Source organism: Paenibacillus sp. J31R122, from assembly GCF_056269185.1.
Genome location: NZ_JBWDNM010000006.1, coordinates 183075 through 200733, shown reverse-complemented (window position 1 = coordinate 200733; position 17659 = coordinate 183075). Strand labels below are relative to the sequence as shown.

The 17659-nt window shown below is 48.6% G+C and carries 13 protein-coding genes; 3 read left to right on the top strand and 10 right to left on the bottom strand.

What is annotated here, in order from left to right; genetic code table 11:
- The first annotated feature begins 4 nt into the window (after positions 1-4).
- Entirely contained in the window at positions 5-1795 is a 1791-nt protein-coding gene (locus AC0YN7_RS12260) for an ABC transporter substrate-binding protein (protein WP_475810284.1), read from the top strand.
- A gap of 22 nt (positions 1796-1817) precedes the next feature.
- On the opposite strand, the gene AC0YN7_RS12255 is transcribed toward AC0YN7_RS12260, so the two are convergent.
- Positions 1818-2504 (bottom strand): hypothetical protein, encoded by a 687-nt coding sequence (locus tag AC0YN7_RS12255; protein WP_475810283.1) that lies wholly within the window; start codon positions 2502-2504, stop codon positions 1818-1820.
- A 125-nt stretch (positions 2505-2629) separates the two neighbouring features.
- Between AC0YN7_RS12255 and AC0YN7_RS12250 the strand changes: the two genes are divergently transcribed.
- Positions 2630-3409 carry a gluconate 2-dehydrogenase subunit 3 family protein gene (locus tag AC0YN7_RS12250; protein ID WP_475810282.1) on the top strand — a complete coding sequence of 260 codons (780 nt, stop codon included), beginning with the start codon at positions 2630-2632 and terminating at the stop codon, positions 3407-3409.
- A gap of 23 nt (positions 3410-3432) precedes the next feature.
- A complete protein-coding gene (locus tag AC0YN7_RS12245; protein WP_475810281.1) occupies positions 3433-5148 on the top strand; it encodes a GMC family oxidoreductase in 1716 nt (571 codons plus the stop codon).
- Between the two features lie 102 nt (positions 5149-5250).
- Here AC0YN7_RS12245 and tatA read toward each other — a convergent pair whose 3' ends face one another.
- The 9 genes from tatA to AC0YN7_RS12200 all read right to left on the bottom strand — a co-directional run bounded on the left by tatA (position 5251) and on the right by AC0YN7_RS12200 (position 17550).
- Positions 5251-5454: a twin-arginine translocase TatA/TatE family subunit gene (tatA, locus tag AC0YN7_RS12240; RefSeq protein ID WP_475810280.1), complete on the bottom strand. Its 204-nt coding sequence runs from the start codon at positions 5452-5454 to the stop codon at positions 5251-5253.
- A gap of 20 nt (positions 5455-5474) precedes the next feature.
- Positions 5475-6206 (bottom strand): twin-arginine translocase subunit TatC, encoded by a 732-nt coding sequence (gene tatC, locus AC0YN7_RS12235; protein WP_475810279.1) that lies wholly within the window; start codon positions 6204-6206, stop codon positions 5475-5477.
- Positions 6207-6582: 376 nt separating this feature from the next.
- Positions 6583-7416 carry a carbohydrate ABC transporter permease gene (locus AC0YN7_RS12230; protein ID WP_475810278.1) on the bottom strand — a complete coding sequence of 278 codons (834 nt, stop codon included), beginning with the start codon at positions 7414-7416 and terminating at the stop codon, positions 6583-6585.
- On the bottom strand, positions 7406-8314 hold the full coding sequence (locus AC0YN7_RS12225; protein WP_475810277.1) for a carbohydrate ABC transporter permease: 909 nt from the start codon (positions 8312-8314) through the stop codon (positions 7406-7408). The genes AC0YN7_RS12230 and AC0YN7_RS12225 overlap by 11 nt, the downstream gene beginning before the upstream one ends.
- Positions 8315-8419: 105 nt before the next feature.
- Entirely contained in the window at positions 8420-9754 is a 1335-nt protein-coding gene (locus tag AC0YN7_RS12220) for an ABC transporter substrate-binding protein (RefSeq protein WP_475810276.1), read from the bottom strand.
- Between the two features lie 180 nt (positions 9755-9934).
- Complete coding sequence (locus AC0YN7_RS12215) at positions 9935-13183, bottom strand: discoidin domain-containing protein (protein WP_475810275.1); 3249 nt, start codon at positions 13181-13183, stop codon at positions 9935-9937.
- Between the two features lie 329 nt (positions 13184-13512).
- Positions 13513-14289, bottom strand: a complete 777-nt coding sequence (locus AC0YN7_RS12210; protein WP_475810274.1) for a response regulator transcription factor — start codon at positions 14287-14289, stop codon at positions 13513-13515.
- Positions 14238-16016, bottom strand: coding sequence for a cache domain-containing sensor histidine kinase (locus AC0YN7_RS12205; RefSeq protein WP_475810273.1), 1779 nt, complete (start codon positions 16014-16016; stop codon positions 14238-14240). Before AC0YN7_RS12205 ends, AC0YN7_RS12210 begins: the two co-directional genes overlap by 52 nt.
- A gap of 178 nt (positions 16017-16194) precedes the next feature.
- Positions 16195-17550 (bottom strand): FAD-dependent oxidoreductase, encoded by a 1356-nt coding sequence (locus AC0YN7_RS12200; RefSeq protein WP_475810272.1) that lies wholly within the window; start codon positions 17548-17550, stop codon positions 16195-16197.
- Between the last annotated feature and the right edge of the window lie 109 nt (positions 17551-17659).

Here is a 17659-nt window from a genome sequence, read left to right as displayed (position 1 = left end):
AGCTATGAAAATACGGCGGCACTATTTGACGCTGCGGCGCTCTTTCCCAGAGCTGCAAGAAGACATTCCCTTCGAAACGACGACACAGGAGCTCGCAGCCATACTGGATTGCACGCACCGCAATATGGTGCTGCTCTTGAAGAGAATGCAGCAGGAAAACTGGATAACTTGGACTCCTAAGCGAGGACGGGGCAATCGTTCTCTGCTGGCTTTTTTGGAGAGCAAAGAATCGATTGCTCTTCAGGAAGCGCAAGAGATGGTACAGAAACAAGATATACATTCGGCGCTTGAGCTTCTAAATGGAATTGATGATACACCTATGCTGCGCGAGCAATTTCAAGACTGGCTTTCCAGTCAATTCGGTTTTCATTCAGAGGTGGATGGCCAGCGGCGAACGGATGTGCTGAGATTCCCGCTTCCGCAAACGATCCACTCCTTAGACCCGGCAACGATTCATTATACGGGTGAATCGCATCTCGTAAATCAGCTATATGACGGGTTATTGCGAATGGATGCGAAGGGTGAGCAGCTGTTACCGCATCTTGCGCACGCTTGGGATGTTGATGATACCCGGACACTTTGGACCTTCTATTTGCGTAAGGGTGTTCTATTTCATCATGGCCGCGAAATGCGGTCCACCGACGTATCGTATTCCCTGCAGCGCCTTATGAAGCTTGCTCCGTTTGGGCTGTACAGCTGGGTCTATGCTGACATCGTATCTATGGAAACGCCCGATGATACGACTATACAAATTCGATTAGCCCAGCCAAATGAAACTTTTCTAGCCTTCTTAACGTCTAATCGCGCGTCAATTGTTCCTCAGGATGCTTGCGAGGCTGCCGGCGGACAGTTCGGGAGCAAGCCTGTTGGTACTGGGCCCTTTCGACTGGCCGGCAATGAACAGGGCATTTGGATACTGGAAGCCTTTGCCCCTTATTTTCAAGGTCGAGCATTTCTGGATCGGGTAGAAGTTTGGACGATGAAGGAGAGTGACCGCAAGGATAAATCGACAGCGCTGCAGCCGTACGAAGTGATGCATAATGTTCGGCTCTCGGATATGGCGGCTGAACAATGGCAGCAGGTGAGACAGTCCGGAATGACCTGTAAATTTATTACTGTCAACGAGCTGAAGAATGGACCGCTTACAAATGCCGCGATTCGCGCGGCGATTGATTTTGCTATAAATCGAGGTGAGCTTCTAGATAAACTGTCAGGGGATGCGATTACGGAAGCAGACAGCTTTTGGCCGCAGCCGGATGACTGCAGCCTTCATGCTGTTCCTATCCAAACTAATTACCGTTCAATACAGCAACAGCTTGATGATTCAGGCTATCGCGGCGAGAAACTAATAATAGCAACGATCCCTCAGTACGAGACAGATGCAAGGATCATTCAAGAGATATGCGTTAAAGCGGGAATTTCACTGGAAATTAAGCTCATAGCCGCTGAACAATTTAAAGGTGCAGCCCGCATGACCGCTGACTTGCTGCTCTTCGCCGTCATGCTGGACGAGCACCGGGAGCTTCGGCTCATTGATTTATTCAGGAGCATGCAGCAGCATACGCTTCCAGATATGCATGAAACGCTTGAACACAGCATTTCACTTATTTTATCGGAGCCTTCTGTTAAGCATAGAGCAAGCTTATTCATGCAAATCGAGACGAAACTCAAGGATAGACATAGCTTACTGTTCCTTTACCAAAAGCATCTGAAAACGGCGTTTCATCCATCTATTCGCGGCATATCACTCGAATCGCTGGGCTGGGTTCGTTTTCGTGATATTTGGTTTACTTAGCATGACAAAGCCTAGATCACCTTTATCTATTACTTCGATCTTCCTTCACTAGCTTTAACAGTACACGGATACCGCTGGCTATTTTGTCTGGGGATATATCCTTAGCCAGCGCGTCCGCCCGAATCTGTTCGATTGCTTTCACCGCTCTTTTCCCCGTAACTGTCATTACTTTAACGTCCCCGCCTATGAGCGTCTTAATCTGGCTCGCTGCCATTGATAAATTGTCATGCTCGCCCGTGCCGGCGCTTTTCATTCCGCTGTGGCCAGCCTTCGACGAGTTCTCTTTGCCCGATAGATCTTCCATTGGGGTAAGCAGCTTCTTCTGTATTTCATCGTATTGCGAAGCGGAAGCCTCTCGCTTCTCCGCAGCAAGCACGACCGTATCATCGAATACGAATACGCGAACGTCAGAAATGCCAAGTGTGCTAAGCCTGGATTCAAGATGTGCTGAGAAGCCGTTCGAGTGCAGACCAGAACTGCCAATCGTACTATAGACGCTAGTACCCTTTCCATAAGTGGTATTGCCATGTTCATTTGTCGTATACAGCTTCGGCCCCGCTTCATTTGGAATGACAGACGGATCGTGGATCATTTTCGCATGTTGTTTGGGAACAGTTTGCGACTGCATGTTGGTTGGCGTCCCATTGGCACAGCCGGTCAAAGCAATTGACGCTACTGCAAATACGAGCAGTTTACTGGTAATAGTCATCTAATTATCCTCCTCCATAAAATGAATAGCCTGATATTAGCATGACCCTATCCATGAAATGAATATTCATGACTTCTTGGAAAATAATAAAGGGGATCGATACAACTTTCTAGGAGGTGCAGCATTTGGATCAAAGTGACAAACAGAAAGACAAGGGCAATGAGACGATCAACAGCAACTCCCGACGCAAATTTCTAGTCAATACGGGCTACGCGCTGGGCGGTATCGTCGTAGGCGGAGCGCTCGGCTCCTTAATCAACAGAAAACCAACGAAGAAAACGGAGACCACAGCACCTGATAAAAATCAGAAGGCTGAACCCAAAAACTACAACCGCGCGCTTATGTTCTTTACCCAAGAGCAGTTTAGCATCGTCGAGAGCGCTACTGAGAGAATCTTTCCCGAGGATGAAAATGGTCCCGGCGCTAAATCGCTGGGAGTCGCTTTTTTCATCGATCATCAGCTGGCTGGGGATTGGGGGTTTAACGGGCGTGACTACATGACGCCTCCGTTCTTTGCTGGTGAAAAGGAACAAGGCTACCAAGGCCGTCTGAAACGTCGGGAAATTTTTGATATAGGTCTGCGTGAAATGCAAAATTACGGCATGACGCAATACCAGAAGCGCTTCACGGAATTAACCGTTGAGCAGCAGGATGAGGTTCTTAAGGCTTTCGATACGGACACTGTGAAGCTGACGACAATATCCGCGAGCGGTTTCTTCAGAATGCTGCGCAGCAGCACGCTTGAAGGTGCGTACAGCGACCCGCTTTATGGCGGGAATCTTGATATGAACGGGTGGCGAATGCGCAAGTATCCGGGTAATCAGATGAGCTATACAGACAGCATCGACAAGGATTTCAAAGAAATCGCACCGAACAGTCTGCAGGACCATTTGGTAACTCACTAGCGAAGCGGAGGATATTGGATAATATGGCCAAAACATTACCGAAAACCGATGTAGTCATTGTAGGAGTTGGCTGGGCCGGGGGCATCATTGCCGCCGAGCTGACGAAGAGCGGATTAAATGTCGTCGGATTAGAGCGAGGCAAAGAGCGGAAGACCGAGGATTATTACATGGTGCATGATGAGCTGCGTTATGCGCTGCGCTTCGAAATGATGCAGGACTTGTCCAAAGAAACGATCACATTCCGAAGTACTGAAAAAATTCGCGCGCTGCCGATGCGGCAATACGGCTCATTTCTAATTGGTGATGGGCTTGGCGGGGCCGGCGTTCACTGGAATGGGCAGACTTATCGTTTCTTGCCTTATGATTTCGAAATCCGCAGCAAGACGATCGAGAAATATGGAAAGAACAAAATCCCGGCTGATATGACGATTCAGGATTGGGGAATTACTTACGACGAGCTCGATCCCTATTACGACAAGTTCGAGATAATGGCCGGCATTTCAGGAGAGGTCAATCCGCTAGGAGGCAAAAGAAGCAAGCCTTATCCGACTCCCCCAATGAAAAAGTCGCCTGCTATGCAGCTGTTCAGCGACGCGACCACACGTCTGAAGCTGAACCCATTTATGATGCCATCTGCCAACCTATCGGAAAATTACACGAATCCCGACGGAATCTCCCGCGGCGCATGCCAGTATTGTGGATATTGCGAGCGCTTTGGCTGCGAATACGGAGCCAAAGCCGATCCCGTAGTCACCGTTATTCCAGTCGCGAATAAAACAGGGAAGTTCGAGATCCGCACCCATTCCAACGTTCGTCGGATTCTACATAAGGGCGGCAAAGCGACCGGTGTCATGTATACGGACGTAACGACTGGTGAGGAAATTATTCAGCCTGCGGATATCGTCGTTATGACAAGCTACGTATTCAACAATGTCCGTCTGCTGCTTATGTCGAATCTAGGCAAGCCTTACGAATCTTCGTCAGGAACTGGTGTCATCGGCAAGAACTACGCTTATCAGGTCTCAAAGGGCAACGCGATTGGCTTCTTCGAGGATCAGCAATTCAATACTTATGCTGGCGCGGGTTCACTTGGTGTTTCTATCGATGACTACAACGGCGACAACTTCGACCACTCCAATCTAAAATTTATCCATGGCGGCGTTATCGCGTTAACTCAGAGTGGCGCTCGCCCTATTCAGAACAATCCTACTCCCTCTGGCACTGCCGCCTGGGGCGCGGATTTCAAGGCGAAGTCGGTGCATTACGCGAACAGATCTCTAGCTGTAGGGACACAGGGCGCCTCTATGTCGTTCAAGCATCATTTTCTCGATTTGGATACAACCTACAAGGATGCCTTCGGTGATCCGCTGATCCGTATCACTTTCGATTTCGAGGAGCAGGATCGCGAGATGGCGAAATATTTGGCAGAGCAGTGCATGAATATTGTGAAGGAAATGGGCGCGGACAAGGTCGATTATTTAAAGAAGCTTGGTCCCTACGAAATCACGACCTACCAATCCACGCATAACACCGGAGGCGTTATAATGGGTTCTGACCCAGCCACGTCAGCGGTTAATACCTATAGTCAAATGTGGGATGCTCATAACGTTTTTGTCGTAGGCGCGAGCTCATTCCCGCAAAATGCCGGTTACAACCCTACGAATACAGTTGGGGCGCTGGCCTACCGCGCGGCCGAGGGAATCTTGAAATATAGAGATAAGGGCGGCTTGCTGGTCTGATCGTACAAGGTGTCAAGAAGCTACAAAAGGCCGCTCCCGAAGCGATACGGGAACGGCCTTTTTTCTTGTTTATGTTTCTGAAGTCTAAGTCTAAATCTAAATCTACAACAGCTTCTTCACGTCATCCTTATTTTCCGCAGACGCGCTGTTTTGCTCCTCGTCTACGATGCCGCGCGTTGAGCTGCGGAATTCACGCAGTGTGTCACCGAATGCTCTGCCAAGCATGGGAAGCTTGGATGGCCCGAACACGATGAGCGCAATAAACAGAATGATAATTAACCCCGAAACGCCAATGTTGTTAAACATACGCAAATCTCCTTTTTTCGTCAAGTAGGTGATGGCATTGCGGCAAGCCGTTTGGCGTACCTGTAGGAAATGAGCACGCTGATCTCAAAGAGCAGCAGCAGCGGAACCGTTACGGACAGATGAGAGACGAAGTCCGGCGGTGATATACAAGCCCCGACGACTGCCAAACTGACATAAGCGTATTTACGTGAAACTTTCAAACGCTCAGGAGTCAACAATCCAAGCTTCGTCAGAAACAATATGACAAGCGGCATTTCGAAGGCTACGCCGAGCGGGAACACGACGCTGAACAGAAAGGAGAAATACCGATCTATGCCGTAAGTCTCGACTGCACCTACGGTATGGTTCATTTCAATCATGAACCCGAGCATCATAGGAAAGACGAGAAAGTAGCTGAACGAGACGCCTGCAAGAAACAACAAAAAGGATATGGGCACATAAGCCAGCGTTCCTTTTGCTTCTATTTCCGTTAAGCCGGGCCGTACAAATGCCCAGGTTTGGTAGAGCACGACAGGCAGCGTGAACAGGATGGCGAATAGAAAGGCGCAGCGCAAGTAGATGAACAGACCATCTGTGAACGAGAAGACATTCCATTCTACCGATTGGGCGGTTAAGCCAGACTTGATGTACCGCAATATACCGGGGGAAACATAAAGCCCGCCACTCATAGCGACAATGAAACAAAAGAAAACAATGAGCAGTCTTTTACGCAGCTCAGCCAAGTGGTTGACTAGATCCTCCTGAATATTCACAAAATCACCCCGCATTACATGCATTCTTATGTGAAATCAACCCTAACATTTTTATAGAATAACCAGTTCACATCCTGTTATGCGCTGCCTTTCCTATTCTGAAAATCTTTAGGGAACTCTGAATATACCTCACTATTTAGGGAAACCTAAAAGCAAAACTTTGACTCCGTGACGATTTGCTACAGCCGCTAAACATGAAAAGAGCAATCCCCTTTTTCAACTGGGAATTGCTCTTTTTTGAAGAATAGACGGTATCATTCCTTTTTCTTACAGCCAATTTCCTATTGATCCAAACTTTTCAGCTATATTCTTCGCTTTCCCTCAAGATCCATTGATCTTGTCCTGACCTTTGGCAGTCCTTTTTGGAGAAAACGCATTATTTCAAGCCCGTATTGGCAATGCCTTCAATAAACTTATTCTGAGCCAGGAAGAAAACGACCAAAATCGGGACAGTTGCTATGGTCGAAGCGGCAAGCAGCAGCGGCCAGTCCACGCCGGCATCCGTAGTCAGCAGTGATAAGCCGATCGGCAGCGTGAACAATTCCTTCGTATTTAAATAAATAAGAGGTTCAAAAAACTCGTTCCAGCTATTCATGAATGTAAAGATGCTTACGGTTGCCAATGCGGGCGTGGAGATCGGGAGCATAATCGACCTGAACGTGCGCCACGGCGAACACCCGTCCATTTTGGCTGCTTCATCCAGTTCAATAGGAACTGTAATTAGAAACTGACGTACGAGAAATACACCGAACATCCCTCCCGCTCCAAGCATTGGCGGAAGAATCAGAGGAATATGCGTATCGATGAATCCGAGCTTTGACATCCAGCTGAATAAAGGAATGGCCGTAACTTCCGTAGGAATCATCATCCCGCTGAGCAGGAACAGAAAGATCGCGTTTTTGAATGGAAAGTGCAATCTGGCAAACGCATAGCCTGCCAATGCGGACAAGAAACAAGTGCCTGCCGTGACGAGCACCGCGATATACATACTATTAAAAAAGTAGAGATGAAACGGCATTTCCGTAAACACGCGAATATAATTGATCCATTCCCAAGCTTCGGGTATCCACTGGGGCGGAAATAGAAACACATCGGATTCCGTCTTCAAGGATGTGCTGACCATCCAAAAAAAAGGGAACAACACAATGAAGGAAACGATTGTTAGAACCAGATAGGATGCAAGGCTGGATGTTATCTTTTTATTGTTCATAATGTACCCATCTCTTTCTCAGTTTCCACTGTATCAAAGTCAGAACCAGGATAATGCTGAACAAAATAAATGCCAGTGCCGATGCATAACCGAATTCGTAGGAGCGGAACGCTTGTTTGAAAATGTAGAAGACCATCACGTACGTGCTTGTTCCCGGCCCTCCGCCTGTCATCACATAGATTTGTCCGAACACTTTAAGAGAACCGATAACGGTTATTATCGTTACCATAAATACGGCTGGCGTAATCATAGGCAATGTAATGGATTTAAAGGTTTCCCAGCGCGAAGCCCCGTCAATTTTGGAAGCCTCGTAATAATCCTTCGGCACATCGTGCAGAGCGGCCAGGAAGATGACCATGTTCATACCCACGCCTTTAAGCGTACTGACCACTATGACGGTAGGCATCGTCCAAATTTCCGAGAAAAGCCAGGGAATCTCTGTTCCGCCAAACGTTCGGATCAGCAGATTGACTAATCCGCCGTCCGTAGAGAAAATAAACTTCCATACGATCCCCCAAACCACGAGGGAAACGACTACCGGCGTAAAGATCGCGGTCCGAAACAAGCCGATGCCCCATATTTTCCGTTTCAACAGCATGGCCAGCGAAAGCGATAAAACAATGTTCAGCGGGACCAAGCCTGCAGAGAAATATACGGTATTCACGACCGTATCCCAGAAGACGGGATCATCGCGCATGGCGTAAATATAGTTATCCAAACCAATATACGCTGTATTTCCAAATAACGACCAATTCGTAAAGCTCATCACGAAAGCGTAAACGATCGGACCAAACAGAAAGATTAAATATCCCGCCACAATAGGCAGTATAAACAAATATCCCATCCACATTTCTTTTGATTTCATAGTTGCTAAACCTGCTGACTTACCTCCGGCCATTCGCGCCTACCTCCTGTTGTGAATATGACGCAACCCTCCCTTTAATATGCAAGATCGCCCTATTGTTCATATGGCGATCTCGCAATGCTCCATCGTTCTGGAGGGTTATTTCAATAGAGGACTAATGCTGTCTTCCATAATTTTCAACGCTTGCTCGGTTGTCGTGGAACCGAGCAAAATCGCGTCCATGTTTAATGTCACCTGCTCGTCAATCTTGACCCAGTTCGGATGGGAAGGCCGGATTATACCTTCGGCCAACCGATCGTACGCAGCCAATTTCATCGTTTCAACAGTCGGGAACGGGAACTTGTTCAGATACTCATCGGAGTACAGAACAGACTCTCTCTGCGGCACAAAAAACTGGGCTACTTTAGCTGCATTTTCCTTATTACTTATAAATTTTAAATATTCCAATGCTTCTTTCGGATACTCTGCGTCTTTGAAGATCGAATAGCCTGCAAAGCCGATAGGCACCTTGACGCCATGGTCGCCTTTCGGAAGCGGAGCAATATCCCATTCGAAATCGACTTTGTCACGGTAAGCGCTTGTACGGGTAACGTTCTCAAACGCCATACCAAGCTTACCTGTATCGAAAGTTAACTGTTCGCCTATGCTTGGATGCGCTTTCTTATCGAGCAGCCCTTTAAAAAGATTGATCGCTTTGGCCGCCTCCGGTGTGTTCATAGCGAACTGCGTTGTGTCTTCGTTGAAGATTTCGCCGCCCATCGCCCAAATCAATGGAATCAGATTGTCGGACCAGTTGGAGGAATTTTGTATGAACTTTACGCCGTATACCCCTTCCTTTGGTTTGGAGATCGCTTCGGACGCTTTGACCATCTCATCGTAAGTCCAGTTGCCCTCTTCATAAAGCTGCATTGGCGACTTCAATCCATTCGCTTCAAACAGATTTTTATTGTAGAAAACGACCTGAGGCGGCGTAGAGAATGGAATGCCGTACAGTTTGCCTTCCTTTTCAAATGCAGTGAGCGTGGATGGTAGTATATCATCGAACGCATAAGCCGCATCCTCTTTCACGGACGAAATATCCAGCAGCTGGCCCCCATTCATAAATTGCGGAATCATGCGCTCTGAGATCCATACGATATCAGGCGAGGTTTTGGTCGCTGCCATGATCGCCAGTTTCTGCTGGTAGTCCGCCCACGGAATCACGGAAGTTTTGACTGTCACATTCGGATGGAGCTTATTGTATTCCACAGCAAGCTCGTCATACAACGCCACCTGGGCATCGCTGCCCCAAACGGACATCTCAAGCTCCACAGGATCTTTTGACTCAGCAGCCACTTCCGCACTCGGCGTATTGTTCGTATTTTCCTTGTTTGCCTTTGAGGCGCCATTATTGTTATTTCCTTTTCCTCCGCATGCGCTCAGCAAGCCGAGCAGCAATACAATAGACAGCAAGACTAACCCGTATTTCTTCATTTTTATGCCCCTCTCAATGTATGTAATCGCTTTCTATTACTAGTATAGATTTGATGGCCTCCAGAAAAAATAACACGAAATCGAGAAAAACTATGTAAATTCGAGTACTTTAATAGAACCAGCTGTATAACAGAACTTCGGCCTAAGCCCTCGTGACAAGGACTTAGGCCGAGATGGTTCCTAATCGTTGACGAAGCCGACAAACACCTCATTGATTCTGGCGATCCTATCATTCGAATTGCCATTGCCCCATGACGGACGGACAAAATGGAAGCGCAAGGCAGTCGTCACGACGGGGGTTTCCAAATTCAACGTCGTATACTGACCCAAAAAAGCGTCCTGATCATTATCTCGGACTTCGGCTATCGTCTTCCATTCTCCGTCTTCCAAGATCTGCAGATCAAAATCTCTGACATGCCAGTTGGCCGAGCCTATAATCGGCACATGTCCGCTCCATAGCTTCACTTCGTTGATTGTTTGCTCCGTTGTCCAGTCCAGCATCAGATAAGGCGTTTGGGAGCCGTTTGATATCCACCGAGTTTCCAAGCTTCCGTCAAGTACTCTATCTTTTGTATTTGTACCCAGCGTGGAGTCGACCGATAACTGCGCAGTAATCGCCAGATTATTGGTTACATTAAGAACGAACGTTCCAGTGCGAGCAACGCCATCCAAGACGACAGTTGCCTGCAATGTTGCTTCTCCAGCTTGAAGCGCGGTAACCACGCCCGTATTATCAACAGTCACTAGATCCGGCGTCAGACTTATGAAAGATATGTCCGCATTTTCCAACGAAACGTCCGATCCTGTATTGTATGTGCCGGTCACATGCAGTTGGATAGTCATGCCCGGCACCAGCTGCGAACGATCCGCCGTTACCGCTACGGCCGCTAGTTCGACGGGAGGGTAAGTTTCAACCCGCAGGTAAGGCCTATAGCTGGAGTCGGATCCATTGTATAGATGCGTCAAGTAACCGGTTTGATCGGCATTCTGGGCATAAGCAAGCGATATCGTCCGATCGCCATTCAGACGTTCTTGCACGAGCACAGTCGCATCGAATACATACCAGTCGTACTCGCCTTTATTATTCAGCTGCACAGTCGAGAGCTTCTGACCAAGCTCTGGCGGAGACTGATACGTATTCCATTGCATTGTATCACTGTCCCAGTCATTGCTATCCACTGCATAGAGAGAAGTTGCAGCTCCCGTCTCTCCAGCAGGGCTCTCCAGCGCTTGTCCATACACGTAGAGCCATGCGGTAGCCAGCTTGCCTTCAATGGAATTCAGATCGAATTGCTGATAACTTCTCACCGATTCGCTATCTTTTCCGCCTTTAATCTGTAAGAGATTCGCAACCGGGGCGTTCTGAGCATTTTGCTGTACGCTTGCCGCCCTGGTTGCCGGTATCAGTTCGGAAACCACCACTTGATTCTCATAATCCGTCCCGGTATTTCCACTGATCTCATTGCCGAAGAGACGAATATTCGTGCCGTGTGAGATCATAACGCCATTCGTATTCCCCGTAACATGATTGTCCTGAATGACAATATTCTCGGGTATGCCTGCGCCGTTCCCGGCGTTGGTCGGATCACCGTCGTCTTTCATTGCAATTATACCCCAGAAGTCGGAAGCCGTATTGTTCACGATCTGATTGCCCTTCACAATCGTTCCGGGCGCATTTTTCAGACGTATTCCCTGGCTCCCCGCGTTCGTAAATCCGGTAATGGTATTATTCTCGATAATCGTATCAGGAGATCCCAAGTACACTTGTACCCCATACCGTTTCACATTCTCGATTAAATTGTTATGAATGTAATTGCCTGGTCCAGCGGCATCATGCGTAGCGCCCGGATTGCCGACGCCGACAGCCGCTTCGCCGCCGCCAACGATATGATTGCCGCTTACTTCATTCATATACTCGTCTTCTCCGTGGAAATCGATAGCGTCTAATGCCGAGTTCAAGTAGTAGTTGTTTTCAATGAGATTGTTATGCGTGTAAGAATGCGCCATCGTTCCGTGACGCAGATAGGGACCGATAAACTCGTTGTTGCGAACGACATTGAAACGAGAGTCGTCCTCTCTGCCCAGCCGGCTTTCCTTGGACTTGCCTTCGATGGAAACGCCATATCCGTTTCCGCCCTCGGCTAAGTCCGTCGCGTTGCGAAAAAGTGAATTTTCCACGATAACATCATGACTGTTCGTTATTACAACGCCGATCCGTTGAAACTTCTCGATCGTCAGTCCGTCCAGCGTAATGTTATAGGACGGTTTGCCGGAAGAGGAGGTAATCATGATCACATGCTTAGGCCCGCCCCGATTCGGATTCGCAACCGACGTATTCGTTGAATAATTTAAGTCCCAGCTGGATGTAATCGTCATGTTGCTGATCTTAATATTGTTTTTTCCGGTCATGCGGAATACGATGCCTTCTACCGTAGCATATTCTCCCTGTTCATTAGCATGGTCGGAGACCAGCAGAACGCCATCCTGACTCTCGCCGCGCACCTGCACGCCGGATTTCATAATGAAATGGGTAACTCCATCCATATCTGTGCTCGTTAATTGATAGTGTCCGTTCGGAATATACACTTCGTCCCCAATCACCGCTGCAGCCAGTGCAGCCCGGATAGCTTGAGCGTCATCTAATCCGTTGTCGGCAGGATCGGCGCCGAAGTCCAGGACATTATACGTAGAGCCGGTCACTGTCTGAGCCTCATGCGGCACATGCGGTGTGCCATCCGCATAATAGAGACCTGCCTTTGTCGGAATTGGGGAATCCGGATCCGGTCCCGTTGGCGGAATCTCCACATAACTTAATATAAACCCGTCCACATGGGGAGGGTAAACCTGAATTTCCGAAATGCTTGTCCATTCGCTTACTCCGCGCCCGACAACCCGTACATATCGGGCGGTGACGGTTTCAAAACCAAAGGCTTCAACCTGGATCGTCGTGCCGCTGCTGTCGCCGCTGTATACGCGGGTCCAGTTGGTCTGGTCGTTCGAAACCTCGATATCAATGGTCTTGCTGCGATTGTCTCCTCGGTAGAAAGCGACTCCCAGATAAGAAATCAGCTGTTCCGATCCCAGATCCAGTTCGATCCATTGCCCATCATCATACGCCGACCACCTTGTCTGAATATCGCTATCAATGACATATTCCGGAATATTGGAATCGCTGCCGCTGGCCCGATAACCCGCGATCGTCAGCGGGGTTGCTGAATCTCCGCTAAGTGCCGGTGTGGATACGATCACCTCATTAAAGGAGTACGCCGTCTCCGGAGTCAAATTGCGCGCCGTGGCGCTCCAGGTGTCCGTATCGGAATCGAGAACAAACTCATCCGGAGCGCCGTTCTCAAATTCCTCGAATACGATTCGGTTTGCAGACTCCGTATCGGCTTCGGCCTGCACGCGGCTCGAGCCCATCAAACCCATTAATAGCATACTCAGGATTAATAATAACACTGTAGATCTTTTTGTAAGACTAGTCATTATCCATCAAATCCTTTCTTTCATGTTATTTCATTTGTTCTTCTCTTGCAGTATATTTGTAAGCGCTACCAATATAACCCGAGCTTTCACTTACACCTCCCGAACATCCGAATGTAATCATTCTGTCGCAATACATAAAGTCTCTGCACCAATTGGAAGCGCTTAACAATAAGTATACAAGTCAGCCTGTCAGTGAAAAACAACGATTTTTCGAGAAAAACTACGATATTCATAGCATTTGTTTTGTTTTGTGCTCATTGATCTGACCGGCCTTAACCCAGCGGCCTTTTTCTATATTCGGTAGGCTTCACTCCGCAATGCTGCCGGAACACGGCCATAAAGTGATTGGCGCTGGCATAGCCGCAAAGGTTGGCGATCTCGTATATTTTCAGATGTGTATGGGTCAACAGCTCCCTGGCTTTACTCATCCGGCAGGCCGTCACATAATCAGAATAATTTTGTCCGGTCTTCACTTTAAATAACGTAGATAAATATTGATGATTCAAATGTACCTGCTCCGCGATGAATTGAAGTGAAACATCCTGATCCAGACAAGAGACGACTAGTTCCTTCACTCTTCGAATCGTCAGATCTTCGTGGGCCGCTTCGGCGTTAGGCGTCTCTACCGCCCGCTCGCGGTCCAGCCGCGCTTTCAAATTCAATAGAAAATGGGAGAGCTCAATCCGGTCCACCGGCTTCAGGATGTAATCCGACGCATTATGACGCATCGCCGCCTTGGCATAAGTGAAATCTTCATGCCCGCTGATGATTAATACGGGAAGGTCGGGATACAGCCCCCGGACATGCCGCAATAACTCGATTCCGTTCATCTGGGGCATACGGATATCCGTAATCAGCAAATCTACCGATTGCATTCTGAGAAGCTCCAGCGCAGCTAAACCGTGCTCCGCTTCTGCGGTTACCCTGTAACTGCCGATCACTTCCTCGATCATTTTCTTTAACCCTTCCTGAATTTTCTTCTCGTCTTCTACCAGCATCACATTGTACATTCCAATTCCCCCCATCGTAATGGCAGCCGGATTCTCCATAGTGTTCCGGAAGCCTCATCGCTCTCCACGCTTAAGCCGTATTCCACGCCATAAAGCAGTTGAATGCGATGGTGAATATTTTTGATGGCATAGCCTTTAAGCGTATCTCCAAACTTTGGACGGCTGCCGTCCCGCTCCGGCTTGCACAACATCTGCTCTCGAACCTCATATAAACGTTGCGGCGGCATCCCCACCCCATTATCCTGTACAGTCAGGAGCAAATCCTGATCCAGCACGGATGCCCTGATCGTTATCGTTAATCCGCTATTCCCCATTCCGTGCTCCAATGCATTCTCAACCAGCGGCTGAAGCAGCAGCTTTGGTACAAGACAAGATTCGAAGGACGGATCCACATACATTTTCGAACTCAGCTTCTCGATATGCCTGGATAACTGAATTTGCAAATAAGCGTTAACGAACCGTATCTCCTCCTTCAATTGCACCGGCCGTTCCTGCTTGTCAACCGTGTATCTCAGCATTTTTCCCAAGCTGGCAACAATGTCGCTGATTTCGAGATTTCTCTCCTTCAGCGCCTGCATGCTTACCAATTCCAACGTGTTGTACAGAAAATGCGGATTAATCTGGCTTTGCAGAGCCGACAGCTCGGCTTCGCGTTCGCGCAGTTTCGTTTCATATACCTCCTTGACCAGCCGCTCCACTTCCGTCACCATCAGATTGAAACCCTGGGCCAATTGCCCGATTTCATCGCGATTCATCAAGCTTAAATCTGCCCGTTCGCTGAAAGCCCCGTCCTTTACCCGCCGCATGCGCGACTGAAGATAACGGATCGGCCTGACCAGCCGCTCTGACGTAATGATCGCAAGCAAATAGGCAATGATAAGCGATATGACTGAAATGAGGATCGTAAATCCGACGATTTCCTTGCCGCCCCGTTGCAAATCGGCCATCGGGATAAGTCCGTGAATATTCACTTTCGTTGATTTGGAGTGCATGGTTGTGTACAGATAAGTCTGGCCGTTCCAATCTATCGTTCCGTCACCCGGACCGGTATCCGGAAAATTAACCGATTCATCCGGAAATAACAGCTCGCCGTTATCCTTTGTCAAGTAAAATTGGCTGTTGTCACTCAACCATACTTCTGACAATAACGCTTCGAGCTCTTTCATGTTAAAATCAATTTTGACGACTCCGATGCTTTGGCCCGTTGCAGGGTGATTCAATGCTCTGGCAGCGGAAATAACCCGCTCCGATCGTTTGTAATAAGTCGTCTCGTGAGGTTCGATAATGACAAGCCTTCCTTCCGCATCCAGCACCTCCTGCATCCAGCTATTCCCTTTCTCGTTCCAATAACGCTGCGTCAGTTTTTCTTCGACGCTGTACATAATGCCGTCGCGGGTGAAAAAGATCATTCGTTCAATTCCGGGCTGGTCCAATGTGAGCGAAGACGCTACTCTTGCCATTTTGGTAATTTCCGCCGATGGAATAAGCTTCTCTTCGCCTAGTTCTTCATAACTGTGCTTCTCCAAAATACGCAGCACGTCTTCGTTATACAAGGGAGCCACAGTTATTCTGTCCGCGTCTTTTATCGTATTTTCCAAATTAATTTTCACTTGATTCATAATTTGCATAGAGTACGCCCTGGAGTTTTTTTCGGTTTCCTCTGCAAATTTATTGTAAGTGCTGATTCCGCTTATCAGGAATGGAATGGTGATAAGCAGAACGAACATGGTTATAAATTTGGCTCGTATCGAAATATACCGCTTCATTTCACCAATTCCTCCTGACAGATATTAAGCGCAAACACATGGTGAAAAAGGCCGCTCATCCGGTAGAATGTTTGTTTTTCAACAAACTTCCGATACGAGGCGACCTAATGAAAAAGTCTAACATGTTCCAATTATTTCTTCAATTGCATTTGGCCGTTATCTCGCTGGTGGATACGCGCTATACTGTCTGCCCGCTGCGCAGCAGCGCGCCGTTATGAACTAGCCGCTCTTGCAGCTGTCCGATGTCTATTTTTCCCGGTGATATACCCTGCTCCCATGCAATTGCTGCCGCCGTACCCGCAGCCTGTCCCGTCGCCATGCAGCTAGGTGTCAGACGCGTCGTTGCCAGTGCCTCATGCGTCGTCGAGATGCAGCGCCCTGCCACGAGCAGATTGTCAATCCTCTTCGGCAGCAAACAGCGGTAAGGAATATCGTATGCCCCGTCTCCCTGGACCCATGCGGCCTGTACGCCCTTGCCGGACGGATCGTGAATGTCGATGGGATAGCCGCTTCGTGCAATGCAATCGTCGAACGCGCGTCCTTCCACAACATCCTGTACCTGGAGTGAATAGCAGCCGTCTATTCTTCGGCTCTCGCGTATGCCGATTTGCGCTCCGACCGAAGAGATAGAAGCGTTCTCGAAGCCTGGCAAGCAGCGGGTCATGAAATCCGCGACCATGCGCACCTGCTTCCTGCCCTGCACCTCTCCTTCCGTCAAATCCTCCAGTTCAGTTCCGTCCAGCCCTTGAACACGAGTCGTATTGACAAGCACCTCGTCCGGTCCCGGACCTGTGAAGAACAGGACCTGGTCTCTGTTAATGGGCAAGTCAGCCTCCTTCCAATGCTTGAAGTAACCCAATACGCCGGATAATGGCAGTTCCTCCAGCTCATCGAAAGGCGTCTTCTTGTAAAACTCGTCCGGATGCTCGATCATATACCGTTTTACTTTCGCCAGATCAACGCCTCTCATTCGGAACTTCATCGTCATCGGCTGCGTCAATTTGTCGCTGTCGCGTCCCTGTAAGCACGGCGCGCCTGACAGATAGGCCAGATCGGCGTCCCCTGTAGCATCGATGAACTGCTTCGCCGAAATTTCATATTTCCCGGACTTGGTAGCCAATCGTACCGTTTCAATGAGGCCGTCCCTTGTCTGCACTTCGTCCATGAAGCTGTGCAGCAACACCTTCACGCCAGCCTCGCGCAGCATATCGATGATTAACACCTTATACACTTCAGGATCATAAGGGGTGATCGTCTTTACAAAGCCTACCGTATCGCGAACGTGGCCGGGCGAAGCTCCCTCGGCCATCAAGCGGTCTACAATTTCCTGCGCCGTTCCGGCAATGACCTGCTTTCCATCCATCGTGTGAAAGGTCATCCATGGATAGACCAGAGCTATAGTCGACATGCCGCCAAGAAAACCGTATCGTTCAATCAGCAGCGTTCGCGCCCCGCTTCTTCCAGCTGCCAGCGCCGCATTGATCCCCGCCGGCCCTCCGCCGCATACTACAATATCCGTCTCTATTTTTCTCATGCTTAACCCCTCCTCTGAAAGTATTTTCATTATAGGAGCCGGAGGACTTCTAAAGTAGTTTAACTTTAGTTTAAAATAGAGCTGTCAAGCGTTAGCGTGGACGATAGCT

What these genes read in the sequence shown, in the direction of transcription:
- AC0YN7_RS12260 (WP_475810284.1), top strand. Translation starts at nt 5, where the DNA reads ATGAAAATACGGCGGCACTATTTGACGCTGCGGCGCTCTTTCCCAGAG.
- AC0YN7_RS12230 (WP_475810278.1), bottom strand. Translation starts at nt 7,416, where the DNA reads ATGAACAATAAAAAGATAACATCCAGCCTTGCATCCTATCTGGTTCTA.
- AC0YN7_RS12255 (WP_475810283.1), bottom strand. Translation starts at nt 2,504, where the DNA reads ATGACTATTACCAGTAAACTGCTCGTATTTGCAGTAGCGTCAATTGCT.
- AC0YN7_RS12225 (WP_475810277.1), bottom strand. Translation starts at nt 8,314, where the DNA reads ATGGCCGGAGGTAAGTCAGCAGGTTTAGCAACTATGAAATCAAAAGAA.
- AC0YN7_RS12205 (WP_475810273.1), bottom strand. Translation starts at nt 16,016, where the DNA reads ATGAAGCGGTATATTTCGATACGAGCCAAATTTATAACCATGTTCGTT.
- AC0YN7_RS12210 (WP_475810274.1), bottom strand. Translation starts at nt 14,289, where the DNA reads ATGGAGAATCCGGCTGCCATTACGATGGGGGGAATTGGAATGTACAAT.
- AC0YN7_RS12200 (WP_475810272.1), bottom strand. Translation starts at nt 17,550, where the DNA reads ATGAGAAAAATAGAGACGGATATTGTAGTATGCGGCGGAGGGCCGGCG.
- tatA (WP_475810280.1), bottom strand. Translation starts at nt 5,454, where the DNA reads ATGTTTAACAACATTGGCGTTTCGGGGTTAATTATCATTCTGTTTATT.
- AC0YN7_RS12245 (WP_475810281.1), top strand. Translation starts at nt 3,433, where the DNA reads ATGGCCAAAACATTACCGAAAACCGATGTAGTCATTGTAGGAGTTGGC.
- AC0YN7_RS12215 (WP_475810275.1), bottom strand. Translation starts at nt 13,183, where the DNA reads ATGGGTTTGATGGGCTCGAGCCGCGTGCAGGCCGAAGCCGATACGGAG.
- AC0YN7_RS12220 (WP_475810276.1), bottom strand. Translation starts at nt 9,754, where the DNA reads ATGAAGAAATACGGGTTAGTCTTGCTGTCTATTGTATTGCTGCTCGGC.